At 44.7% G+C, this 17,720-nt stretch carries 17 protein-coding genes; 9 read left to right on the forward strand and 8 right to left on the reverse strand.

The genetic code is table 11. The features are described from left to right. Positions 1-30: 30 nt before the first annotated feature. The 4 genes from O3621_RS00960 to O3621_RS00975 are packed head-to-tail and all read right to left on the reverse strand — an operon-like array spanning position 31 to position 2,982. Entirely contained in the window at positions 31-690 is a 660-nt protein-coding gene (locus tag O3621_RS00960) for an amino acid ABC transporter permease (RefSeq protein WP_371513306.1), read from the reverse strand. Positions 691-700: 10 nt separating this feature from the next. After that, entirely contained in the window at positions 701-1,381 is a 681-nt protein-coding gene (locus O3621_RS00965; RefSeq protein WP_175859767.1) for an amino acid ABC transporter permease, read from the reverse strand. Positions 1,382-1,393: 12 nt separating this feature from the next. Beyond that, complete coding sequence (locus tag O3621_RS00970) at positions 1,394-2,206, reverse strand: transporter substrate-binding domain-containing protein (protein WP_314450098.1); 813 nt, start codon at positions 2,204-2,206, stop codon at positions 1,394-1,396. 14 nt (positions 2,207-2,220) lie between these two features. After that, positions 2,221-2,982 (reverse strand): amino acid ABC transporter ATP-binding protein, encoded by a 762-nt coding sequence (locus O3621_RS00975; RefSeq protein WP_002913381.1) that lies wholly within the window; start codon positions 2,980-2,982, stop codon positions 2,221-2,223. Positions 2,983-3,321: 339 nt separating this feature from the next. On the opposite strand from O3621_RS00975, the gene yycF reads away from it, so the two are divergent. The 9 genes from yycF to ftsY all read left to right on the forward strand — a co-directional run bounded on the left by yycF (position 3,322) and on the right by ftsY (position 14,108). Next, positions 3,322-4,023 (forward strand): response regulator YycF, encoded by a 702-nt coding sequence (yycF, locus tag O3621_RS00980; protein ID WP_002894937.1) that lies wholly within the window; start codon positions 3,322-3,324, stop codon positions 4,021-4,023. Next, positions 4,016-5,362, forward strand: a complete 1,347-nt coding sequence (vicK, locus tag O3621_RS00985; RefSeq protein ID WP_002894938.1) for a cell wall metabolism sensor histidine kinase VicK — start codon at positions 4,016-4,018, stop codon at positions 5,360-5,362. The genes yycF and vicK overlap by 8 nt, the downstream gene beginning before the upstream one ends. A 9-nt stretch (positions 5,363-5,371) precedes the next feature. Continuing rightward, positions 5,372-6,172, forward strand: a complete 801-nt coding sequence (locus O3621_RS00990) for an MBL fold metallo-hydrolase (RefSeq protein WP_295505051.1) — start codon at positions 5,372-5,374, stop codon at positions 6,170-6,172. Positions 6,173-6,263: 91 nt separating this feature from the next. Continuing rightward, entirely contained in the window at positions 6,264-6,623 is a 360-nt protein-coding gene (locus tag O3621_RS00995) for a YbaN family protein (protein ID WP_314450094.1), read from the forward strand. Between the two features lie 121 nt (positions 6,624-6,744). Next, positions 6,745-7,443: a ribonuclease III gene (rnc, locus tag O3621_RS01000; RefSeq protein ID WP_002903151.1), complete on the forward strand. Its 699-nt coding sequence runs from the start codon at positions 6,745-6,747 to the stop codon at positions 7,441-7,443. Then, positions 7,434-10,970 carry a chromosome segregation protein SMC gene (gene smc / locus O3621_RS01005; protein WP_371513310.1) on the forward strand — a complete coding sequence of 1,179 codons (3,537 nt, stop codon included), beginning with the start codon at positions 7,434-7,436 and terminating at the stop codon, positions 10,968-10,970. The genes rnc and smc overlap by 10 nt, the downstream gene beginning before the upstream one ends. Before the next feature lies 1 nt (position 10,971). Beyond that, on the forward strand, positions 10,972-11,766 hold the full coding sequence (locus O3621_RS01010; RefSeq protein WP_314449856.1) for an HAD family hydrolase: 795 nt from the start codon (positions 10,972-10,974) through the stop codon (positions 11,764-11,766). Continuing rightward, on the forward strand, positions 11,766-12,584 hold the full coding sequence (locus tag O3621_RS01015; RefSeq protein WP_314449857.1) for a Cof-type HAD-IIB family hydrolase: 819 nt from the start codon (positions 11,766-11,768) through the stop codon (positions 12,582-12,584). Before O3621_RS01010 ends, O3621_RS01015 begins: the two co-directional genes overlap by 1 nt. Before the next feature lie 3 nt (positions 12,585-12,587). Beyond that, positions 12,588-14,108, forward strand: a complete 1,521-nt coding sequence (gene ftsY / locus O3621_RS01020; RefSeq protein ID WP_314449858.1) for a signal recognition particle-docking protein FtsY — start codon at positions 12,588-12,590, stop codon at positions 14,106-14,108. Positions 14,109-14,158: 50 nt separating this feature from the next. On the opposite strand, the gene zwf is transcribed toward ftsY, so the two are convergent. The 4 genes from zwf to O3621_RS01040 all read right to left on the reverse strand — a co-directional run bounded on the left by zwf (position 14,159) and on the right by O3621_RS01040 (position 17,648). Next, complete coding sequence (zwf, locus tag O3621_RS01025; RefSeq protein WP_314449859.1) at positions 14,159-15,619, reverse strand: glucose-6-phosphate dehydrogenase; 1,461 nt, start codon at positions 15,617-15,619, stop codon at positions 14,159-14,161. Positions 15,620-15,793: 174 nt separating this feature from the next. Further along, positions 15,794-16,612 (reverse strand): TIGR03943 family protein, encoded by an 819-nt coding sequence (locus tag O3621_RS01030; RefSeq protein WP_314449860.1) that lies wholly within the window; start codon positions 16,610-16,612, stop codon positions 15,794-15,796. Further along, positions 16,609-17,514: a permease gene (locus O3621_RS01035; RefSeq protein ID WP_314449861.1), complete on the reverse strand. Its 906-nt coding sequence runs from the start codon at positions 17,512-17,514 to the stop codon at positions 16,609-16,611. Before O3621_RS01035 ends, O3621_RS01030 begins: the two co-directional genes overlap by 4 nt. Then, positions 17,511-17,648 (reverse strand): SPJ_0845 family protein, encoded by a 138-nt coding sequence (locus O3621_RS01040; RefSeq protein ID WP_314449862.1) that lies wholly within the window; start codon positions 17,646-17,648, stop codon positions 17,511-17,513. The genes O3621_RS01035 and O3621_RS01040 overlap by 4 nt, the downstream gene beginning before the upstream one ends. Between the last annotated feature and the right edge of the window lie 72 nt (positions 17,649-17,720).

The following is a 17,720-nucleotide window of genomic DNA, read 5'->3' on the forward strand; positions in this document are numbered from 1 at the left end:
TTTTAGAAAGTAGTTCTGTATTTGAGCTACTTATTCTGCAGCTTGAGCCCAGTGTTGGGATAGCTTGCGCGAGAAGCTGGAAATAGCGAAGTTAATCAGGAAATAGATGGCTGCTACTAGTAGGTAGAGCGCGAAGACTTGTTCAGCTTCAAAATAGCGTCCCATCAGAATTTGAGCAGAACCAAAAAGTTCTTGGAGCGCAATAACAGAATAGAGAAGGCTAGTATCTTTAATCACTGTGACAAACTGAGAAATGATGGCTGGCAGCATTTTCCGAATAGCCTGAGGTAGGATGATATAACGCAGAATCTGAAACTGAGTAAATCCTTGAGATAGGCCAGCTTCAGTCTGACCTGGGTCAATGGCATTAAGGCCGCCCCGGATAATTTCTGCCAAAGCAGCAGAAGTAAAGACAGTGAAGCTGATGATACCGGCTGGCGTTGACTTAATCTGAAAGACTAAAAAGATGGTGAAAATCCAGAGCAGATTGGGTACATTACGGACAAATTCGATGTAAATGCTGGCAATCAGCTTGAGCAGTTTATTTTTTCCATTTCGCATGACGGCTAGAATAGTTCCAAAAATCATCGATAGGACAATGGAAATGAAAGAAATTTGCAGTGTCAGCCAGAGCCCCTTAAGGATAAAGAGGAGGTTGTTTGCGGTTAAGACTTTTAAAATATTTTCCATAGAGACCTCCTTAGATGCTGTAAGCTTGTTTATTGGCTTCCTCTACCCTACGTCCCCAGCTGGCGATTGGGAAGCAAAGGAGGAAGTAGAGCAGAGCTGCTCCGGCAAAGGCTGGGATGTAGTTGGAGTTCAGAGCAGACCAAGACTTGGTTACGAACATCAGATCCATACCAGAGATAATAGCGACGGTAGAAGTGTTTTTTATCAGATTGACGACCTGATTGATTAGCGGTGGCAGGATAATCCGAAAAGCTTGGGGCAGGATGATGTATCGCATGGTTTCGACATAGGTAAAGCCCTGAGATAGTGCAGCTTCAGTCTGTCCGCGAGGAATGGACTGGATACCTGAGCGGATAACTTCAGCGATATAAGCACCGTGGTACAGTCCTACACAGAGAACCGCAGTCCAATAGATTGAAGGCATGATGGTGTAATTACTAACTAGCGGAAGACCGTAAAAGACAATCACAAATTGCACTAAGAGCGGTGTATTCTGATAAAACTCAACAAAAACACGAGCTAGGCCACGTAGAACTTTATGCTTACCTGTGCTGATAGCTCCAAAGAAAATCCCTAGTAAAAGAGCCAAGATCAGGGCACCGATAGAAATGGCTAAGGTAAAGAGGAATCCTTGGAAAAACTTGCCAAAGTCCGTAAAGTAGGCCTGCCAAGAAGAAATACTAAAACTCATGGGGTCTCCTTTCTAATCATCTGTTGAAGCAGATGGTTTTAAATCATATTTGTCATAAAGTTTCTGCAGACTGCCGTTTTCCTTCCATTTAGAGATTAGGCCATCTACATAGTCATTCAATTGAGTATTGGATTTTTTTGTTACCACACCGTAATCGGCTTTTTTGAAGCTGTAATCCAGAATGTTTGACTTGGAACTTACATAACCAGTCAGGATGGACTTATCAACAGAAATAGCATCAATACGGTGAGCTCGCAAGGAAACAGCAAGTTCCGGGTAGGAGCCTAACTCCACATATTTGAAGTTGAGTTTTTTCTCTTGGGCGATTTCTTCTAGCAAGGTTTGGGTGATAGAGCCTTGGACGACGCCGATAGTCTTGTTATTCAAGTCCTTGACGTCTGTAATTTTGCTGGATTTATTAACTAAAAAACCAGAAGCATCAGTGTAGTAAGGGGTTGTAAAATTATAGATTTCCTTACGCTCTTCTGTGATAGTAAAGGTCGCAATGACCATGTCAATTTGTCCGTTATCCAGAAGTGGTCCGCGTGTTTGTGCGGTAACTGGAACGTAGTTGATTTTGACGCCTAGTTCTTTAGCAATCTTCTTTGCAATATCGATTTCTAAGCCGCTGTATGTATTGCTATCAGGATTGAGGTAACCAAAGTTAGGTACATCCTGCTTGACACCGACATTGAGGACACCGCGTTTTTGGATGGCCTTGACCTGTTGGCTGGTACTGGAATCAGCTTGTGCAGGAACAGCATTAATAAAGCCTAGAGTCAGAAGGAGTAAGAGTAGGCTGATGAGTATTTTTTTAAGTTTCATAGGTCTTCTCCTTTTTAAGAAAGCACGTTATCACTCTCATGGTTGATAATTTTACTGAGAAACTGCTTAGCGCGAGGTTCGGTAGGATTGTCAAAGAAAGCATCAACATCAGTAGTATCCACCAGCACTTCGCCGTCTGCCATGAAGATAATGCGGTCAGCTACCTCACGGGCAAAGCCCATTTCGTGTGTAACCACAATCATGTTCATGCCGTCTTTGGCTAATTTTTGCATAACAGCCAGAACATCACCGATTGTTTCAGGGTCTAGGGCAGAAGTCGGTTCATCAAAGAGCAGGAGCTCAGGGTGCATAGCTAAACCGCGGGCAATGGCAATCCTTTGCTTTTGTCCACCGGACAGCATGCCTGGGTAAGAGTCTTTCTTGTCCCACATGTTGACAAATTCTAGATATTTTTGAGCGATTTTTTTAGCCTCTTGTTTATCCATTCCTAGAACTTTAATAGGAGCCAAGGTAACATTTTCTAACACCGTTTTGTGGGGGTAAAGATTAAAGTGTTGAAAGACCATTCCAACTTCTTTGCGTAAGTTAACCAGATCTTTGGCAGCAGTGTTTGCGACCTCGTGGCCATTGACGATCAAGCTTCCCTGATCAATACCTTCTAAAGCGTTGATTGTACGGATAAGAGTAGATTTTCCTGAGCCAGATGGTCCCAGCAGTACAACTACTTGCCCTTTTTCAAAACTGAGATTGATATTGCGCAGAGCATGGTAGTCTCCGTAATACTTTTCGACATTTTTAAATTCAACTAAAGCCATATCTTTCTCCTTTGTGTTAGATAATATGACATAGATTTTACCATAGAATAAATAAACTGTCAAACTGAATAAAAATGACTATTTTTATTCAGAGAGAAATTTTTTTGATGAGAATCGTCCATTTTCTACAAATGTGGAATAAAAATGGCTTGAATTAGTGTTTTTTAAGAAAACTTTGGTATAATAAGACTAGATAAATAAATAAAATTGGATTGGGAGTCTAGCTAGGCAAACTAGATTGCCTTTTGCACGTTTTGATGCAGGACGACTTAGCTGACTATGTCACAACTTTTCTATCATGGAGTTGATTCAATCCCAATCTTATGTTAAGGTGAACATATGAAGAAAATATTAGTTGTAGATGATGAGAAACCAATCTCAGATATTATTAAGTTTAATATGGCCAAAGAAGGCTATGAGGTTTTGACTGCCTTTGATGGTAAGGAAGCCTTGGAAATGTTTGAGGCAGAACAGCCAGACATCTTGATTCTGGACTTGATGCTGCCAGAAGTGGACGGACTGGAAGTTGCTAGGACTATTCGTAAGACTAGTAATGTGCCGATTATTGTATTGTCTGCTAAGGACAGTGAGTTTGACAAGGTTATCGGCCTTGAAATCGGTGCAGATGACTATGTGACAAAACCTTTCTCAAATCGTGAGCTGCAGGCGCGTGTCAAGGCACTTCTTCGTCGGGCAGACCTTGTTGTGGAAAACCAAGTAGAAGAAAGTGGCCCGAACGAGCTGACCATTGGGGAACTACAGATTTTGCCAGATGCTTTTGTTGCTAAGAAGCATGGCAAGGAGCTGGAGCTGACCCACCGTGAGTTTGAGTTGCTTCACCATTTGGCGACACATATTGGCCAGGTAATGACACGTGAGCATTTACTGGAAACGGTATGGGGCTATGACTATTTTGGTGATGTCCGTACAGTAGATGTGACGATCCGCCGCCTGCGTGAAAAGATCGAAGATACGCCAAGCCGGCCTGAGTATATCTTGACTCGCCGCGGAGTTGGCTATTATATGAGAAATAATGATTGAAGCAATTAAACAATTTGTGATTTCGGCGGATTTTGTCTTTGCTATCATTATTATTGGCTTCATTGTAGTTGTGGCTCTGCTTTTACTGGAAAATCGCCGTGATAACCAAAAGCTGGTACAGCTTAATCAAAAGGTTAAAGATTTGATTGCAGGTGACTATTCTGAAGTGCTGGACATGCAAGGGAGTCCAGAAATCACAGATATGACCAACAGTATCAATGATCTATCAGAGGTCATTCGACTGACACATGAAAACCTTGAGCAAGAAACTAAACGCCTTTCCAGTATCCTGTCCTATATGACAGATGGCGTGCTTGCGACCAACCGCCGGGGGCAGATTATCACTATCAACGATATGGCAACCAAGCAGTTGGGAGTTAAGAGAGATGAGGTCCAAAATATGAGTATTTTGGATCTGCTTTCGATTTCAGACGAGTATGATTTGCGGGATCTGATTACCAATGTTCCTGAACTGACGATAGATTCTCAGGATGAAAATGGTGAGTACTTGAGCTTGCGGGTTCGCTTTGCCTTGGTAAGGCGGGAGTCGGGCTTCATTTCTGGTTTGGTAGCTGTCTTGCATGATACGACAGAGCAGGACAAGGAAGAGCGGGAGCGTCGCCTCTTTGTCTCCAACGTCAGCCATGAGTTACGGACTCCGCTGACCAGTGTTAAGTCCTATCTGGAAGCCTTGGATGAGGGAGCCTTGTCTGAGCCAGTCGCACCGGACTTTGTCAAGGTATCGCTCAATGAAACCAACCGCATGATGCGGATGGTGACGGACTTGCTTAGTCTGTCCCGTATCGACAATGAGACCAGTCATCTGGAAGTGGAGCTGACGAATTTCACAGCCTTTATCACCTTTATCCTCAATCGCTTTGACAAGATAAAAAATCAAGACGAAACCAAGAAATACGAGATTATCCGTGATTATCCGATAACACCGATTTGGGTGGAGATTGATACAGATAAGCTGACTCAGGTGATTGATAATATCATGAACAATGCCATCAAGTATTCGCCAGATGGTGGAACCATTACTGTTTCCATCAAGACAACTGATGAGCAGTTGATTCTTTCGATTGCAGATGAGGGACTGGGGATTCCCAAGCAGGATCTGCCTAAGATTTTTGATCGCTTTTATCGAGTGGACAAGGCACGCAGTCGCGCACAGGGTGGAACAGGTCTGGGGCTGGCTATTGCCAAAGAAATTATCAAGCAGCATCAGGGCTTTATCTGGGCTAAGAGTGAGTATGGTGTGGGCTCGACCTTTACCATTGTCTTGCCTTATGAGAATGATGGCGTCCGGGATGACGACTGGGATAATGAAGATATATAGAAAGTAAACATGACTAAAGGATTTCAATACAGTATTCTGGCGTCAGGATCAAGCGGTAACTGTTTCTATCTGGAAACAGACAAAAAGCGGATTCTGGTTGACGCTGGCTTATCAGGCAAGAAAATTACGAGCTTGTTGGGCGAAATTGGCCGCAAGCCTGAGGATTTGGATGCCATTTTAGTGACTCATGAGCACAAGGACCACATTCATGGCGTTGGAGTGTTGGCCCGCAAGTATCATCTGGATATTTATGCTAATGAGGCCACTTGGAAGGCTATGGAAAAGGACTTGGGCAAGCTGGATGCTAGTCAAAAGCATATCTTTGAATTGGGCAAGACCAAGACCTTTGGAGACTTGGATGTGGAGAGCTTTGGTGTCAGTCATGACGCAGCTTGTCCACAATTTTACCGCTTCATGAAGGATGACAAAAGCTTTGTCATGCTGACGGATACGGGCTATGTCAGTGACCGGATGGCTGGGATTATCGAAAATGCCGATGGTTACCTGATTGAGAGCAACCATGATATTGAAATACTCCGCAGCGGTGCCTATCCTTGGAGTCTCAAGCAGCGGATTTTGTCGGATATGGGCCACCTGTCCAATGAAGATGGAGCAGAGACTATGATTCGGACGCTTGGCAATCGCACCAAACGAATCTATCTGGGCCATCTCAGTAAGGAAAACAATATCAAGGAATTGGCCCACATGACTATGGTCAATCAACTGGCTCAAGCCGATATGGCAGTCGGCCACGACTTCCAGGTCTATGATACCTCGCCTGATACGGCGACGCCTTTGACGAGTATTTAAACACCAGACCGAAAGGTTTGGTTTTCTTGCTCTAGTGTGGTATCCATTAAATATTTAAAAAGCAACGGTTTTATTTTGTAAAGGAGCTTGTATGCGGCCAATTTACTTTGTGGTAGGTCTATTATCTTTAGGGGTGGGAGTTTTGGGGATTTTTCTGCCTCTCCTGCCGACGACGCCATTTCTTCTCTTGTCCATTGCCTGCTTTTCGCGCAGTTCCAAGCGCTTTGAGAAGTGGCTTTATCATACAAAGATGTACCAGACCTATGTGGCGGATTTTCGAGAGACGGGAACGATTGCCAAGGAGCGAAAGAAAAAGATTATCGTTTCCATCTATATCTTGATGGGGATTTCCATTTTTCTAGCGCCTATTATTTGGGTTAAGATTGGACTGTTGGGTCTGACCGTTTTTATCACCTATTATTTGTTTAAAGTAATTCCGGATAAGGAATAGAAATCACTGTCAGCAGGTGCGTTTGCGCCTGTTTTTTGTTATAATAGAGACTGTATATCTTTGGAAAGGAAAAGGTATCATGCTGCTTATCTGACTGAAGTCAGCATGATATAAAATAGTAATGGAAAATTTGAAAAAAGCATTGCTGGAGCAGTTTGACTTGGTTTTCTCTGATGAGACCTTGTTGGAAACGGCTTTTACTCATACGAGCTATGCCAATGAGCACCGCCTCTTAAAAATTTCACACAATGAACGCTTGGAATTTTTAGGAGACGCTGTTCTGCAACTGATTATTTCGGAGTATCTTTATACCAAGTATCCTAAGAGACCAGAAGGTGATCTATCTAAGTTGCGTTCCATGATTGTTCGGGAGGAGAGCCTGGCAGGCTTTGCCCGAGATTGTCAGTTTGATCAGTTTATCAAGCTGGGACGCGGTGAGGAGAAGTCTGGCGGCCGGAATCGTGATACGATTTTAGGAGATTTGTTTGAGGCCTTTTTAGGCGCTTTGCTCTTAGATAAGGGTGTGGAAGCAGTCAAAAGCTTTCTCTATCAAGTCATGATTCCCAAGGTGGAAGCGGGAGATTTTGAGCGGGTGACGGACTATAAGACCAAGCTGCAAGAGTTGCTGCAGATTAATGGTGATGTGGAAATCGCCTATCAGGTTGTCTCTGAAACAGGGCCGGCTCATGCCAAAAATTTCGAGGTGGCTGTTCTCATCAATGGCCGCAAGTCCGGTCAAGGCCAGGGGCGTTCTAAAAAGCTGGCCGAGCAGGAAGCTGCTAAAAACGCATTTGAAAAGGAAAGTTCTTCATGTTTTTAAAGGAAATTGAAATTCAGGGCTTCAAGTCATTTGCTGATAAGACTAAAGTTGTCTTTGATCAGGGAGTGACAGCGGTTGTTGGGCCAAACGGTTCCGGCAAGTCCAATATTACAGAGAGCCTGCGCTGGGCCTTGGGAGAGTCCAGTGTGAAAAGTCTGCGGGGCGGCAAGATGCCCGATGTGATTTTTGCGGGAACAGAAACCCGCAAGCCACTTAATTACGCATCCGTGGTAGTGGTTCTGGACAACAGTGACCAATTTATCAAGGATGCTGCCAATGAGATTCGAGTGGAGCGTCACATTTACCGCAGCGGTGACAGTGAGTATAAGATTGACGGCAAAAAAGTCCGTCTGCGCGATGTCCACGATCTCTTCATGGATACTGGGCTGGGACGAGATTCCTTCTCCATCATTTCCCAGGGGAAGGTCGAGGAAATCTTCAACAGCAAGCCAGAGGAACGTCGGGCAATCTTTGAAGAAGCTGCTGGAGTGCTTAAGTATAAGACACGTCGTAAAGAAACGGAAAGCAAGCTTAGTCAAACTCAGGATAATCTGGATCGACTGGAAGACATTATCTACGAGCTGGAGAGCCAGGTCAAGCCCTTGGAGAAGCAGGCTGAAACTGCTAAGCGCTTCTTGAGTCTGGATGGCCAGCGCCGAGAGCTTTACTTGGATGTTTTGGTCGCTCAGCTGACAGCTAACAAGGAAAGACTGACTCAGGCTGAAGAAGATTTAAGGAATATCCAGCAGGAGCTGGCAGCCTACTATAGCAAGCGCGATGAACTGGAAGTTGAAAACCAAACCTTGAAGGCCAAGCGCCATGAGCTCAATCAAACTTTGTCTGATGATCAAGCTAGTTTGCTGGAATTGACCCGCTTAATCAGTGATTTGGAGCGTCAGATTGACCTTTCTAAGTTGGAGTCCAGTCAGGCAGCGACGAGCCGTCGGGAAAATGAAGAACGTGTGGCTGCTTTGTCAGAAAAACTGGCTCAGATAGAAAGCAACATAGAGGACAAGCAGGCTGAATTGAGCCAAATAGCTGCCAAACTGACTGACAATGAGGAGTCTATCGCTGCTTTGGAAGCAGAATTAGCAGACTTTTCAGATGATCCAGACCAGCTGATTGAACATCTGCGTGAGCAGTATGTCAAGCTCATGCAGGAAGAGGCAAATCTTTCTAATGACTTGACCTCTCTGGAGAGTCAGCTGGCTAGCGAGCTTAAACTAGCTGAGAGCAAGAAGGCAGACTATGCTAAATTGCAAGGAGATTTGGAAGCTAGTCAGACTCAGGAGCAGGCTGGTTTGGAGGAGTTGGAAATTGCTCGCCAAGCCCTCAAGAATCTACTAGCAGACTACCAAAGTCAGGTTCAGTTGGTAGAGAAGCTAGAGGCTGATTATAAGCATCAGCGGACTAAGATGTTTGAGCTTTTGGACGACCTCAAAAACAAGCAAGCACGTTCCAATAGTTTGGAGGCCATTCTTAAAAATCACAGTAATTTCTATGCTGGTGTTAAGAGTGTGCTGCAGGAAACTGACCGTCTGGGTGGCATTGTTGGAGCAGTTAGCGAAAAACTCAGCTTTGACCCCCACTATCAGACTGCGCTGGAAATTGCCTTGGGAGCCAGCAGTCAGAATATCATCGTGGAAGATGAGGCGGCTGCGACTCGGGCTATCGAATTTCTGAAGAAAAATCGGGCTGGCCGGGCAACCTTCCTGCCTTTAACAACCATCAAGCCGCGTCAGCTGCCTGACCATAACCGTGCTACGATTGAAAAAAGTGCTGGTTTTCTGGGACTGGCTTCTTCCTTGGTCAGCTATGAATCTTCATTAGACAGTATTTTTCAAAATCTGCTGGGGACGACCGCTATTTTTGATACAGTGGAGCATGCCCGATCAGCAGCTCGCCAAGTGCGCTATCAGGTTCGCATGGTGACTTTGGATGGGACGGAGCTTCGGACTGGCGGTTCTTATGCCGGTGGTGCCAACCGCAATAACAATACTATCTTTATCAAGCCGGAGCTAGATGCTCTGCTTGAAGAGATTAAGCAGAAAAATGTCAGCTTGAAAGAGCAGGAAGAAGCAGTGCAAATTCTGCAAAACCAGCTAAGTCAGGCTAAGCAGGTATTGGAACAAATCAAGACAGACGGTGAGCAGGCTCGCTTGGCTGAACAAAAGGCTAATCTAGCCTACGAACAGTTAGCCAAGCGCGTAGAAGAACTCACAAGTCTGAAAAATCTACAGGAACAGGAGTTGGCTGGTCAGTCTGGTTTGGATATTTCAGAAGAGAAAGACCGACTGCAGACCCGCTTGACTGAGATTGAGCAAGAAAAAGCAGACATCACTGCAGAAATAGAGCAGGTTAAGTCGAACAAAGATGCAGTTCAGGCTCGTTTTGACAAGCTTTCCTCTCGTCTAGCTGAACTCAAGCTCCAGCGAACAGAGTTGACCTCCAACCAACGCTTTGAAAAGAATGACTTGGAGCGTCTGTCCGAGGAAAAAGCCAGCCTTGCAAAAGAGCAGGCGACCTTGGAGCTCTTGATGGAGCAAAAGGAGCAGTCCAGCCTGCAAAAGGTGGATATTACAATCCTGGAAGAGCAATTAGAGACCGCCAAGCAAGAAAAGACTGAGCTGGATCAAAGACTGATTCGTCTGAAATTTGAGATTGAAGATTTAGAAGGTCAGTCTGACGATATTGCCAGTCGTTTGGAGCAAGCCCGCCATCAAAATGAAGAATTGATTCGTCGGCAAGCCAAGGCAGAGGCAGAAAAGGATAAGCTCATGGATGTCATGCGCCGTCTGGCAAGCAATCTGACAGATGACTATCAGATGAGTTTCGAAGAAGCAAGCAGCCAGGCTCGTCCGTTAGAAAGTTTGCCAGCTGCTGAAAGCCAGGTGAAGGATTTGGAAAAAGCCATTCGAGCTTTAGGTCCGGTCAATCTGGAAGCAGTTGAGCAGTTTGAAGAAGTCAGCAACCGTTTGAACTTCCTCAACGAGCAACGAGACGATGTCCTATCAGCCAAAAATCTGCTCTTAGAGACGATTGAAGAGATGAATGACGAAGTCAAGGAACGCTTTAAATCAACCTTTGAAGCCATTCGTGAAAGCTTTAAGGTGACTTTCCGTCAGATGTTTGGCGGTGGTTCTGCAGACCTGATATTGACGGAGGGAGACTTGCTGACGGCAGGTGTAGAAATCTCCGTGCAGCCACCCGGCAAGAAAATCCAGTCGCTTAATCTGATGAGCGGTGGCGAGAAGGCCTTGTCAGCTTTGGCTCTGCTCTTCTCTATCATCCGCGTTAAGACCATTCCTTTTGTCATCTTGGACGAGGTCGAAGCAGCGCTGGACGAGGCCAATGTTAAACGCTTTGGGGATTACCTCAATCGATTTGACAAGGACAGTCAATTCATCGTGGTTACTCACCGTAAGGGAACCATGTCAGCTGCAGACTCTATTTACGGAGTTACTATGCAGGAGTCTGGTGTTTCCAAGATTGTCTCGGTCAAGTTAAAAGATTTAGAAAGAATGTAACATGAGTATAAAATTAGTAGCAACGGATATGGACGGCACCTTTTTAGACAGTAAAGGTCAGTTTGATATGGACCGTCTCAAGCAAGTTTTGACTCGCTTCAAAGAAAAAGATATGTACTTTGCCGTAGCCAGCGGACGGGGCCTCTTGTCGCTGGAAAAGCTGTTTGAGGAAGTGCGCAATGAGATTATTTTTATTGCTGAAAACGGCAGTTTAGTTGAGTTTCACGGCGAGGATCTCTATGAAGCAACCATGCCTCGGGACTTTTATCTCAAGGTTTTTGATAAGCTGCAGGAATCTCCCTATGTCAATGTCAATGAGCTGCTTTTGACAGGCAAACGTGCCTGCTATGTCTTGGAGACTGTGGATCCGACCTATCTTTCCTTCAGTGCTCATTATAATGAAAACATTCAAAGAGTAGCTAGCCTGGCTGATATCGACGATGATATTTTCAAGTTTACGACCAATTTTGCTGAGGACCAAGTCGCAGCTGGTGAAGCTTGGGTCAATGAGAATATCGATGGAGTCAAGGCCATGACAACTGGCTACAAGTCCATTGACATCGTTCTGGACCATGTGGATAAGGGGGTTGCCATTGTCGAGCTGGCCAAGAAGCTAGACATAGATCTTTCTCAGGTTATGGTTTTTGGTGATAATCTCAACGATTTGCACATGATGCAGGTGGCTGGCTATCCGATTGCGACTGAAAATGCTCGCCCTGAGATTTTAGAAGTCGCCAAGGAAGTCATCGGTCACCATGATGCTCAGTCGGTTATCACTTACATGGAGGGATTATAATGGCAGATATAAAACTGATTGCTCTGGACTTGGATGGAACTCTCCTGACTTCAGACAAGAAGATTTCTGAGCGAAATTTAGCAACTCTAAAAGCAGCTCAGGCCAAGGGAGTTAAGGTAGTTCTGACGACTGGTCGTCCCCTTAAGGCCATGGACTTTTTCCTGCATGAGCTTGGGACAGACGGTCGAGAGGATGAGTTCACCATTACTTTTAATGGTGGTCTTGTTCAGCGCAATACTGGAGAAATCCTTGATAAAACAGTCTTTTCTTATGATGATGTAGCCCGGATTTACGAGGAAACAGACAAGCTCCATATCCCTCTTGATGCTATCTGTGAAGGATTTGTCTATCAGATCCAGTCAGACCAAGACTCGCTTTATGCTCAGTTCAATCCTGCTCTAACTTTTGAATCTATTGATTTCAGTGATTTGTCCAGCCAGCAGACTTACAATAAATGTGTCACTGCTTATGCTCAAGAACCACTGGATGCGGCTATTGAGCAAATTTCACCGGAATTATTTGAGCGCTATGAGATTTTCAAATCTAGAGAAATGCTGCTGGAGTGGTCCCCTAAAAATGTCCATAAGGCCAATGGTTTGGAGAAACTGATTGCCCATTTAGGCATTGAGAGAAGTCAGGTCATGGCTTGTGGCGATGAAGCCAACGATCTGTCTATGATTGAGTGGGCTGGTCTGGGAGTGGCCATGCAGAATGCAGTAGCTGTCGTTAAAGAAGCAGCCAATGTGGTGACACCTATGACCAATGATGAGGATGCAGTGGCTTGGGCTATTGAAGAATATGTACTAAAGGAGGATTAGCTGATGGGATTATTTGACCGCCTTTTTGGCCGAAAAAAACAAGAACCGCCGATTGAAGAAGTTGTCAAGGAAGCATTGGAAAACATTGACGAGCTTGAAGAAGAAACAGCGCCTGCTCCAGAAGCAGGAGAAAATCTTGAAGCGGAAGCTATTCAGTCCTACCAGGGCGAGCAGCAACTTGATGATCAAATTTCGGATACAAAAGATAGTTTTGCTGATGTTGAAGAGCCAGCATATCAAGCTATCCAAGAAGAAAGCAAGGAGCCAGAGCATGAAAGAGAAATTATTACAGAAAATCAAGAAGTGGCTCAAGGAGCAACTCAGACTGAAGAAACTCTAGAAGAGCACCAGTCTGAAAGTGTTGACGAAATAGTAGAAAATTTTGTTGAACAAGCGGATCTTTCGGATGAAGCATCATCTCATACCGAGCATGAAGCAGCTTCTTATGACGAGGTAGCAACTGATTCAAATAATGAGTTCGAGCCAGAAACAGAAGCTGAGTCACTAACAGAATCAGAACAGGTCGACCAAGTAGCTGATGTAGCTGAAGAATCAGAAGCAGCCGCTACAGAAGACCATGCTGAACTTCCTCAAGAGGAATCCACTCAGGAAAAATATGACCGCAGCCTAAAGAAAACTCGGACAGGATTTGGAGCACGGCTTAATGCCTTCTTTGCTAATTTCCGCTCGGTAGATGAAGGGTTCTTCGAAGACTTGGAAGAGCTGCTCATCACTAGTGATGTAGGGGTTCAAGTGGCTTCCAGTCTGACTGAGGAACTACGCTATGAAGCTCGTCTGGAAAATGCTAAAAAACCAGCTGCTCTGCGCCAGCTGATTATTGAAAAATTGGTGGACATTTATGAGAAAGATGGCCGCTTTAATGAAAAAATCAATTTCCAAAACGGTTTGACTGTCATGCTCTTTGTTGGGGTCAACGGAGTCGGTAAGACCACCTCTATCGGTAAACTAGCCTATAAGTATAAACAACAAGGCAAGAAAGTCATGTTGGTAGCAGCAGATACATTCCGAGCTGGAGCGGTGGCTCAGTTGGCTGAATGGGGCCGGCGCGTGGATGTTCCAGTAGTGACGGGACCTGAGAAGAGCGATCCTGCCAGCGTCGTATATGACGGTATGGAGCGCGCTCAGGCAGAGCAGGTTGATGTTCTTATGATTGACACGGCTGGCCGCCTGCAAAATAAGGACAACCTCATGGCAGAGCTAGAGAAAATTGGCCGTATTATTAAGCGAGTGGATCCAGAAGCACCACATGAAACTTTCCTAGCTCTCGATGCTTCAACTGGTCAGAATGCTCTGGTTCAGGCCAAGGAATTTTCTAAAATAACTCCAGTCACAGGAATTGTACTGACGAAGATCGATGGGACTGCTCGAGGTGGAGTTGTACTAGCCATTCGTCAGGAATTGGATATTCCAGTGAAGCTGATTGGCTTTGGAGAAAAGATTGATGATATCGGTGAGTTTAATTCAGAGAACTTTATGAAAGGCCTGCTTGAAGGCTTGGTATAAGACAAAAAACCAGTACGAGTACTGGTTTTTTTATGAACAATTTTTAAATTTTATTTGTTTGGAGACCACTGCCAGTCAGCTCCAAATTCTCTAAGGAGTTCAAAGGAAGCATTTGGTCCCATAGATCCGACAGGATACTCATGAAGAGGCACTTCGTTGCTATGCCAGAGCTCTTCAATCTGATCAATCAGCTCCCAGCTGGAGCGGACTTCATCCCAGTGGCTGAAGTTAGTTGAGTCATTGTTAAGGACGTCAAAAATTAATTTTTCGTAAGGATCAGGGGAAGCACCGCTAGCTGTTGCGTCTGTTCGATAGTCCAGAGAGAGAGGAGCTAAGCTGAAGCGCTCACCCACCTCTTTGCCATTCATGCTAAGAGAGAAGCCCTCAGTCGGCTGGATATGAATGGTCAGAACATTTGGTGCTAATTCCTCACCAAAGATGGACTCCATCTGCTTGAAGACAATATTGACAAGAGTGCCTTTTTCGGTGAGGCGTTTACCAGTCCGGAAGAAGAAGGGAACATCACGGAAACGCTCGCTATTTACAAAGAAAGCTCCTGAAGCAAAGGTTTCGGTCATTGAGTCAGGATTAACATTAGGTTCGCTCCGGTAGGAGATGTATTTCTTGCCTTTGACTGTGCCAGACTTATACTGGCCGCGGATAAAGAAGCGTTTCAAGTCTTCTTTATTTGGCTGTACCAAGCGCTCAAAAACTTTGACTTTCTCTGCCCGAATGTCCTCTTTGCTGAAGCTTTTTGGCTTGTCCATAGCTAAGAGTGACAGGAGCTGTAAGGTATGATTCTGCACCATATCCCGCAGAGCACCAGACTGGTCATAGTAACCGCCGCGTTCTTCGACGCCTAGCTTTTCAGCAAAGGTAATCTGGACATTGTCAATGTAGTCACGATTCCAGATGTTTTCAAAGATAAGATTGGCAAAGCGGATAGCGAAGATGCTCTGAATCATTTCCTTGCCTAGATAATGGTCAATACGGAAAATCTGCTCTTCATTAAAGGCAGCCAAGAGTTCTTCGTTAAGTTGGCTGGCAGTTGCCAAGTCTGTTCCGAAAGGTTTTTCGACAATCAAACGTTCAAAGCCTTTGCCGTCTACGATGTTTTCAGACTTGAGGTGTTTGGCAATGGTACCGAAAAATTGCGGAGCCATGGACAGAAAGAAGAGTTTGTTGTGCTCGGCTTGGTATTGCTCATTGAGTCGGTTTTGAAGCTTGCGCAGCTCAATGTAGTGCTCGGTATCCTGCACATCATGACTTTGATAGTAGAAGTGGCTGGCAAACTCTTGGGCTTGCTCTGGGCTGTCAGCTAAATCAGCGATTGCCTCGACGACGACAGACTCAAAATACTCCTTGCTCCAAGGCCGGCGGGCTGTTCCAATAACTGCAAAATGCTTGGAAAGATTGCCAGACTTATAGAGCCTGAAGAGGGATGGATAGAGTTTTCTTTTGGCCAAGTCACCGCTGGCTCCGAAAATTGTTACAATAACTTTTGAAGACATCCTGATACCTATTTTCTAAATGATGTCTCTATTTTATCACAATTTTTCTAAAGATTGTATTCAGAAATTCGGTTTCTGAAAAGGGAGATAAATAGAAAGAATTTGACCGCTGTTTGAAAAATATTCAAAGGTAAAAAATGAGGCTAAGACACGATTGTGCCAGCCTCATTTTCTTTATTCAAATACCCGATAAACGTAAGGATTGTCCGGTTTTTCTACCTTATCAAAGCTTTCAACTTCTAGAGTTGGCAGGCTTTGCCTCAAACTTTTATGGTAGTGCATGGTAATTTTTCCCTTGGCATGAATCCAGGTATTATTCTCGAAATGCTGGGTATTTCCAGTCGTCAAGAGGCCATAGACACCTGAGTCGGCGATACAATGGATAATACCAAAGCGAAAGAGAAATTGACTTTTCTGGTCGCTGGGGTCATTGTAGACAAAGCCGGTGAACTCCAGCGTTTTGCCTACAAACTCGTCGGGATAATCATAGATGACCTCCATGACCTCCATATAGTTCTCAGTCGTGACCTGAATGGTATCTTGCTTGACATATTTCTTAGCTGCTGCCCGCATTTCTTTTTCGTAAGCCCCTTTGGTAAAGTAGGTGCTGGTGTCCGGCTTCAGGTATTGGCTGGTTGTGCCTTCGTCCTGCTGAATAGCAGTTGAAGTTCCCTCAGCCAGCGGGAAATGAAATCCTTTAGCCGAAACTGTTGTCGAATCCAAGGTTACAGTTGGAAAGAAAATTCCTACAAAAAGCGGAATGACGAGGAGCAGCACGCTACCTAACTTGGCCCAGCGAGTGCTTAAATGACTATGAACCTCCATCTTCTTCATCCAGATAATGAGCTGCACGACAGCCAAGACAAAGGACAGAATCATAGACAAGTATGCCAGATAGGAATAGTGGAGATTGATATATTGATTAAGCTTGCCCGTCAGCTGCAGATACATGGTAATCTCAAAGTAGCCGACTAAGATTAGAAATCGAATCATAGCACTACCCCCACAAGCCAAGAGTAAAGAAAGACGACGACGGTAACCAGGCTGATAAATTGCCAGATAAAGCGTGTCTTAAAGTAGTTTTTCATCATCAGCAGATTCTTGACATCTAGCATAGGCCCAATGACCAAGAAAGCTAAGACTGGCGATACGCCGAAGCTAGCAATCAAGGAGCTCCCAATGAAAGCATCAGCTTCGCTGCAAAGTGAGAGCAGGAAGGACAGCAGCATGAGCAGGAGAATAGCAACAGCTGGTGTCGAGCTGATGGAGGTCAGGATTCTGGTTGGCACATAGACTTGGACCAGGCTGGCAAAGAGACAGCCAAAGACCAGATAGCGGCCTGTGTCGAAAAATTCATCAATAGCCTGCACAAAGACCTGAAATAGCTTTTGTCCTTTGCTGAGATGTGAAAAGTCATGCTCATGAACCGCTTTGCGATTTTCTTTCTGAATATTGCTGTCTGCAAAGAAGCCCAGGAAAATCCCTAAAAGAACAGCCACGACCATAGAACCTAAAGCACGAAGCAGAGCCATTCGGAAGGAATTTCCAAAGGCTGAGTAGGTCGCAAAGAGCACGATGGGGTTGATGACTGGAGCCGTTACCAGAAAAGGCACAGCCGTGTAGCTGGGAACTTTCTTTTCTAGAAATCGATTTATAATGGGAACGATTCCGCACTCGCAAGAGGGGAAGACAAAACCAATCAAGCTCCCAAAGAAAATCCGAGCCCATTTGTTCTTGGGCAGGAAACGATAAACCTTGTCTGGCGTGACATACACTTCGATAAAGCCAGAAATGATACTTCCAATCAAGACAAAAGGCAGGGCTTCAATGATAATGGATAGAAAGATGGCACCGGCTTGCAGGACACTGGCCGGCATCTGAGAGAAGAAGCTCATTCTTTCTTATCCTTCTCAATTTTAGATTTTTTCTTGTCTTCCTCAGGGAACTCTACCTTTTCAATCTTGGGCAGGGTCGCAAACTCCTCGAACATCTTGTCCAAATCATCTGATCTAGTAAATTTAACAGCCATAGAGGCACCTCATTTCTAAAATAATAATTCTATTATACTACCAATTATCAAAAAATGAAATTTTGAAACATA

The organism is Streptococcus sp. 20925_1_22, assembly GCF_041431685.1.
GTDB lineage: Bacteria > Bacillota > Bacilli > Lactobacillales > Streptococcaceae > Streptococcus.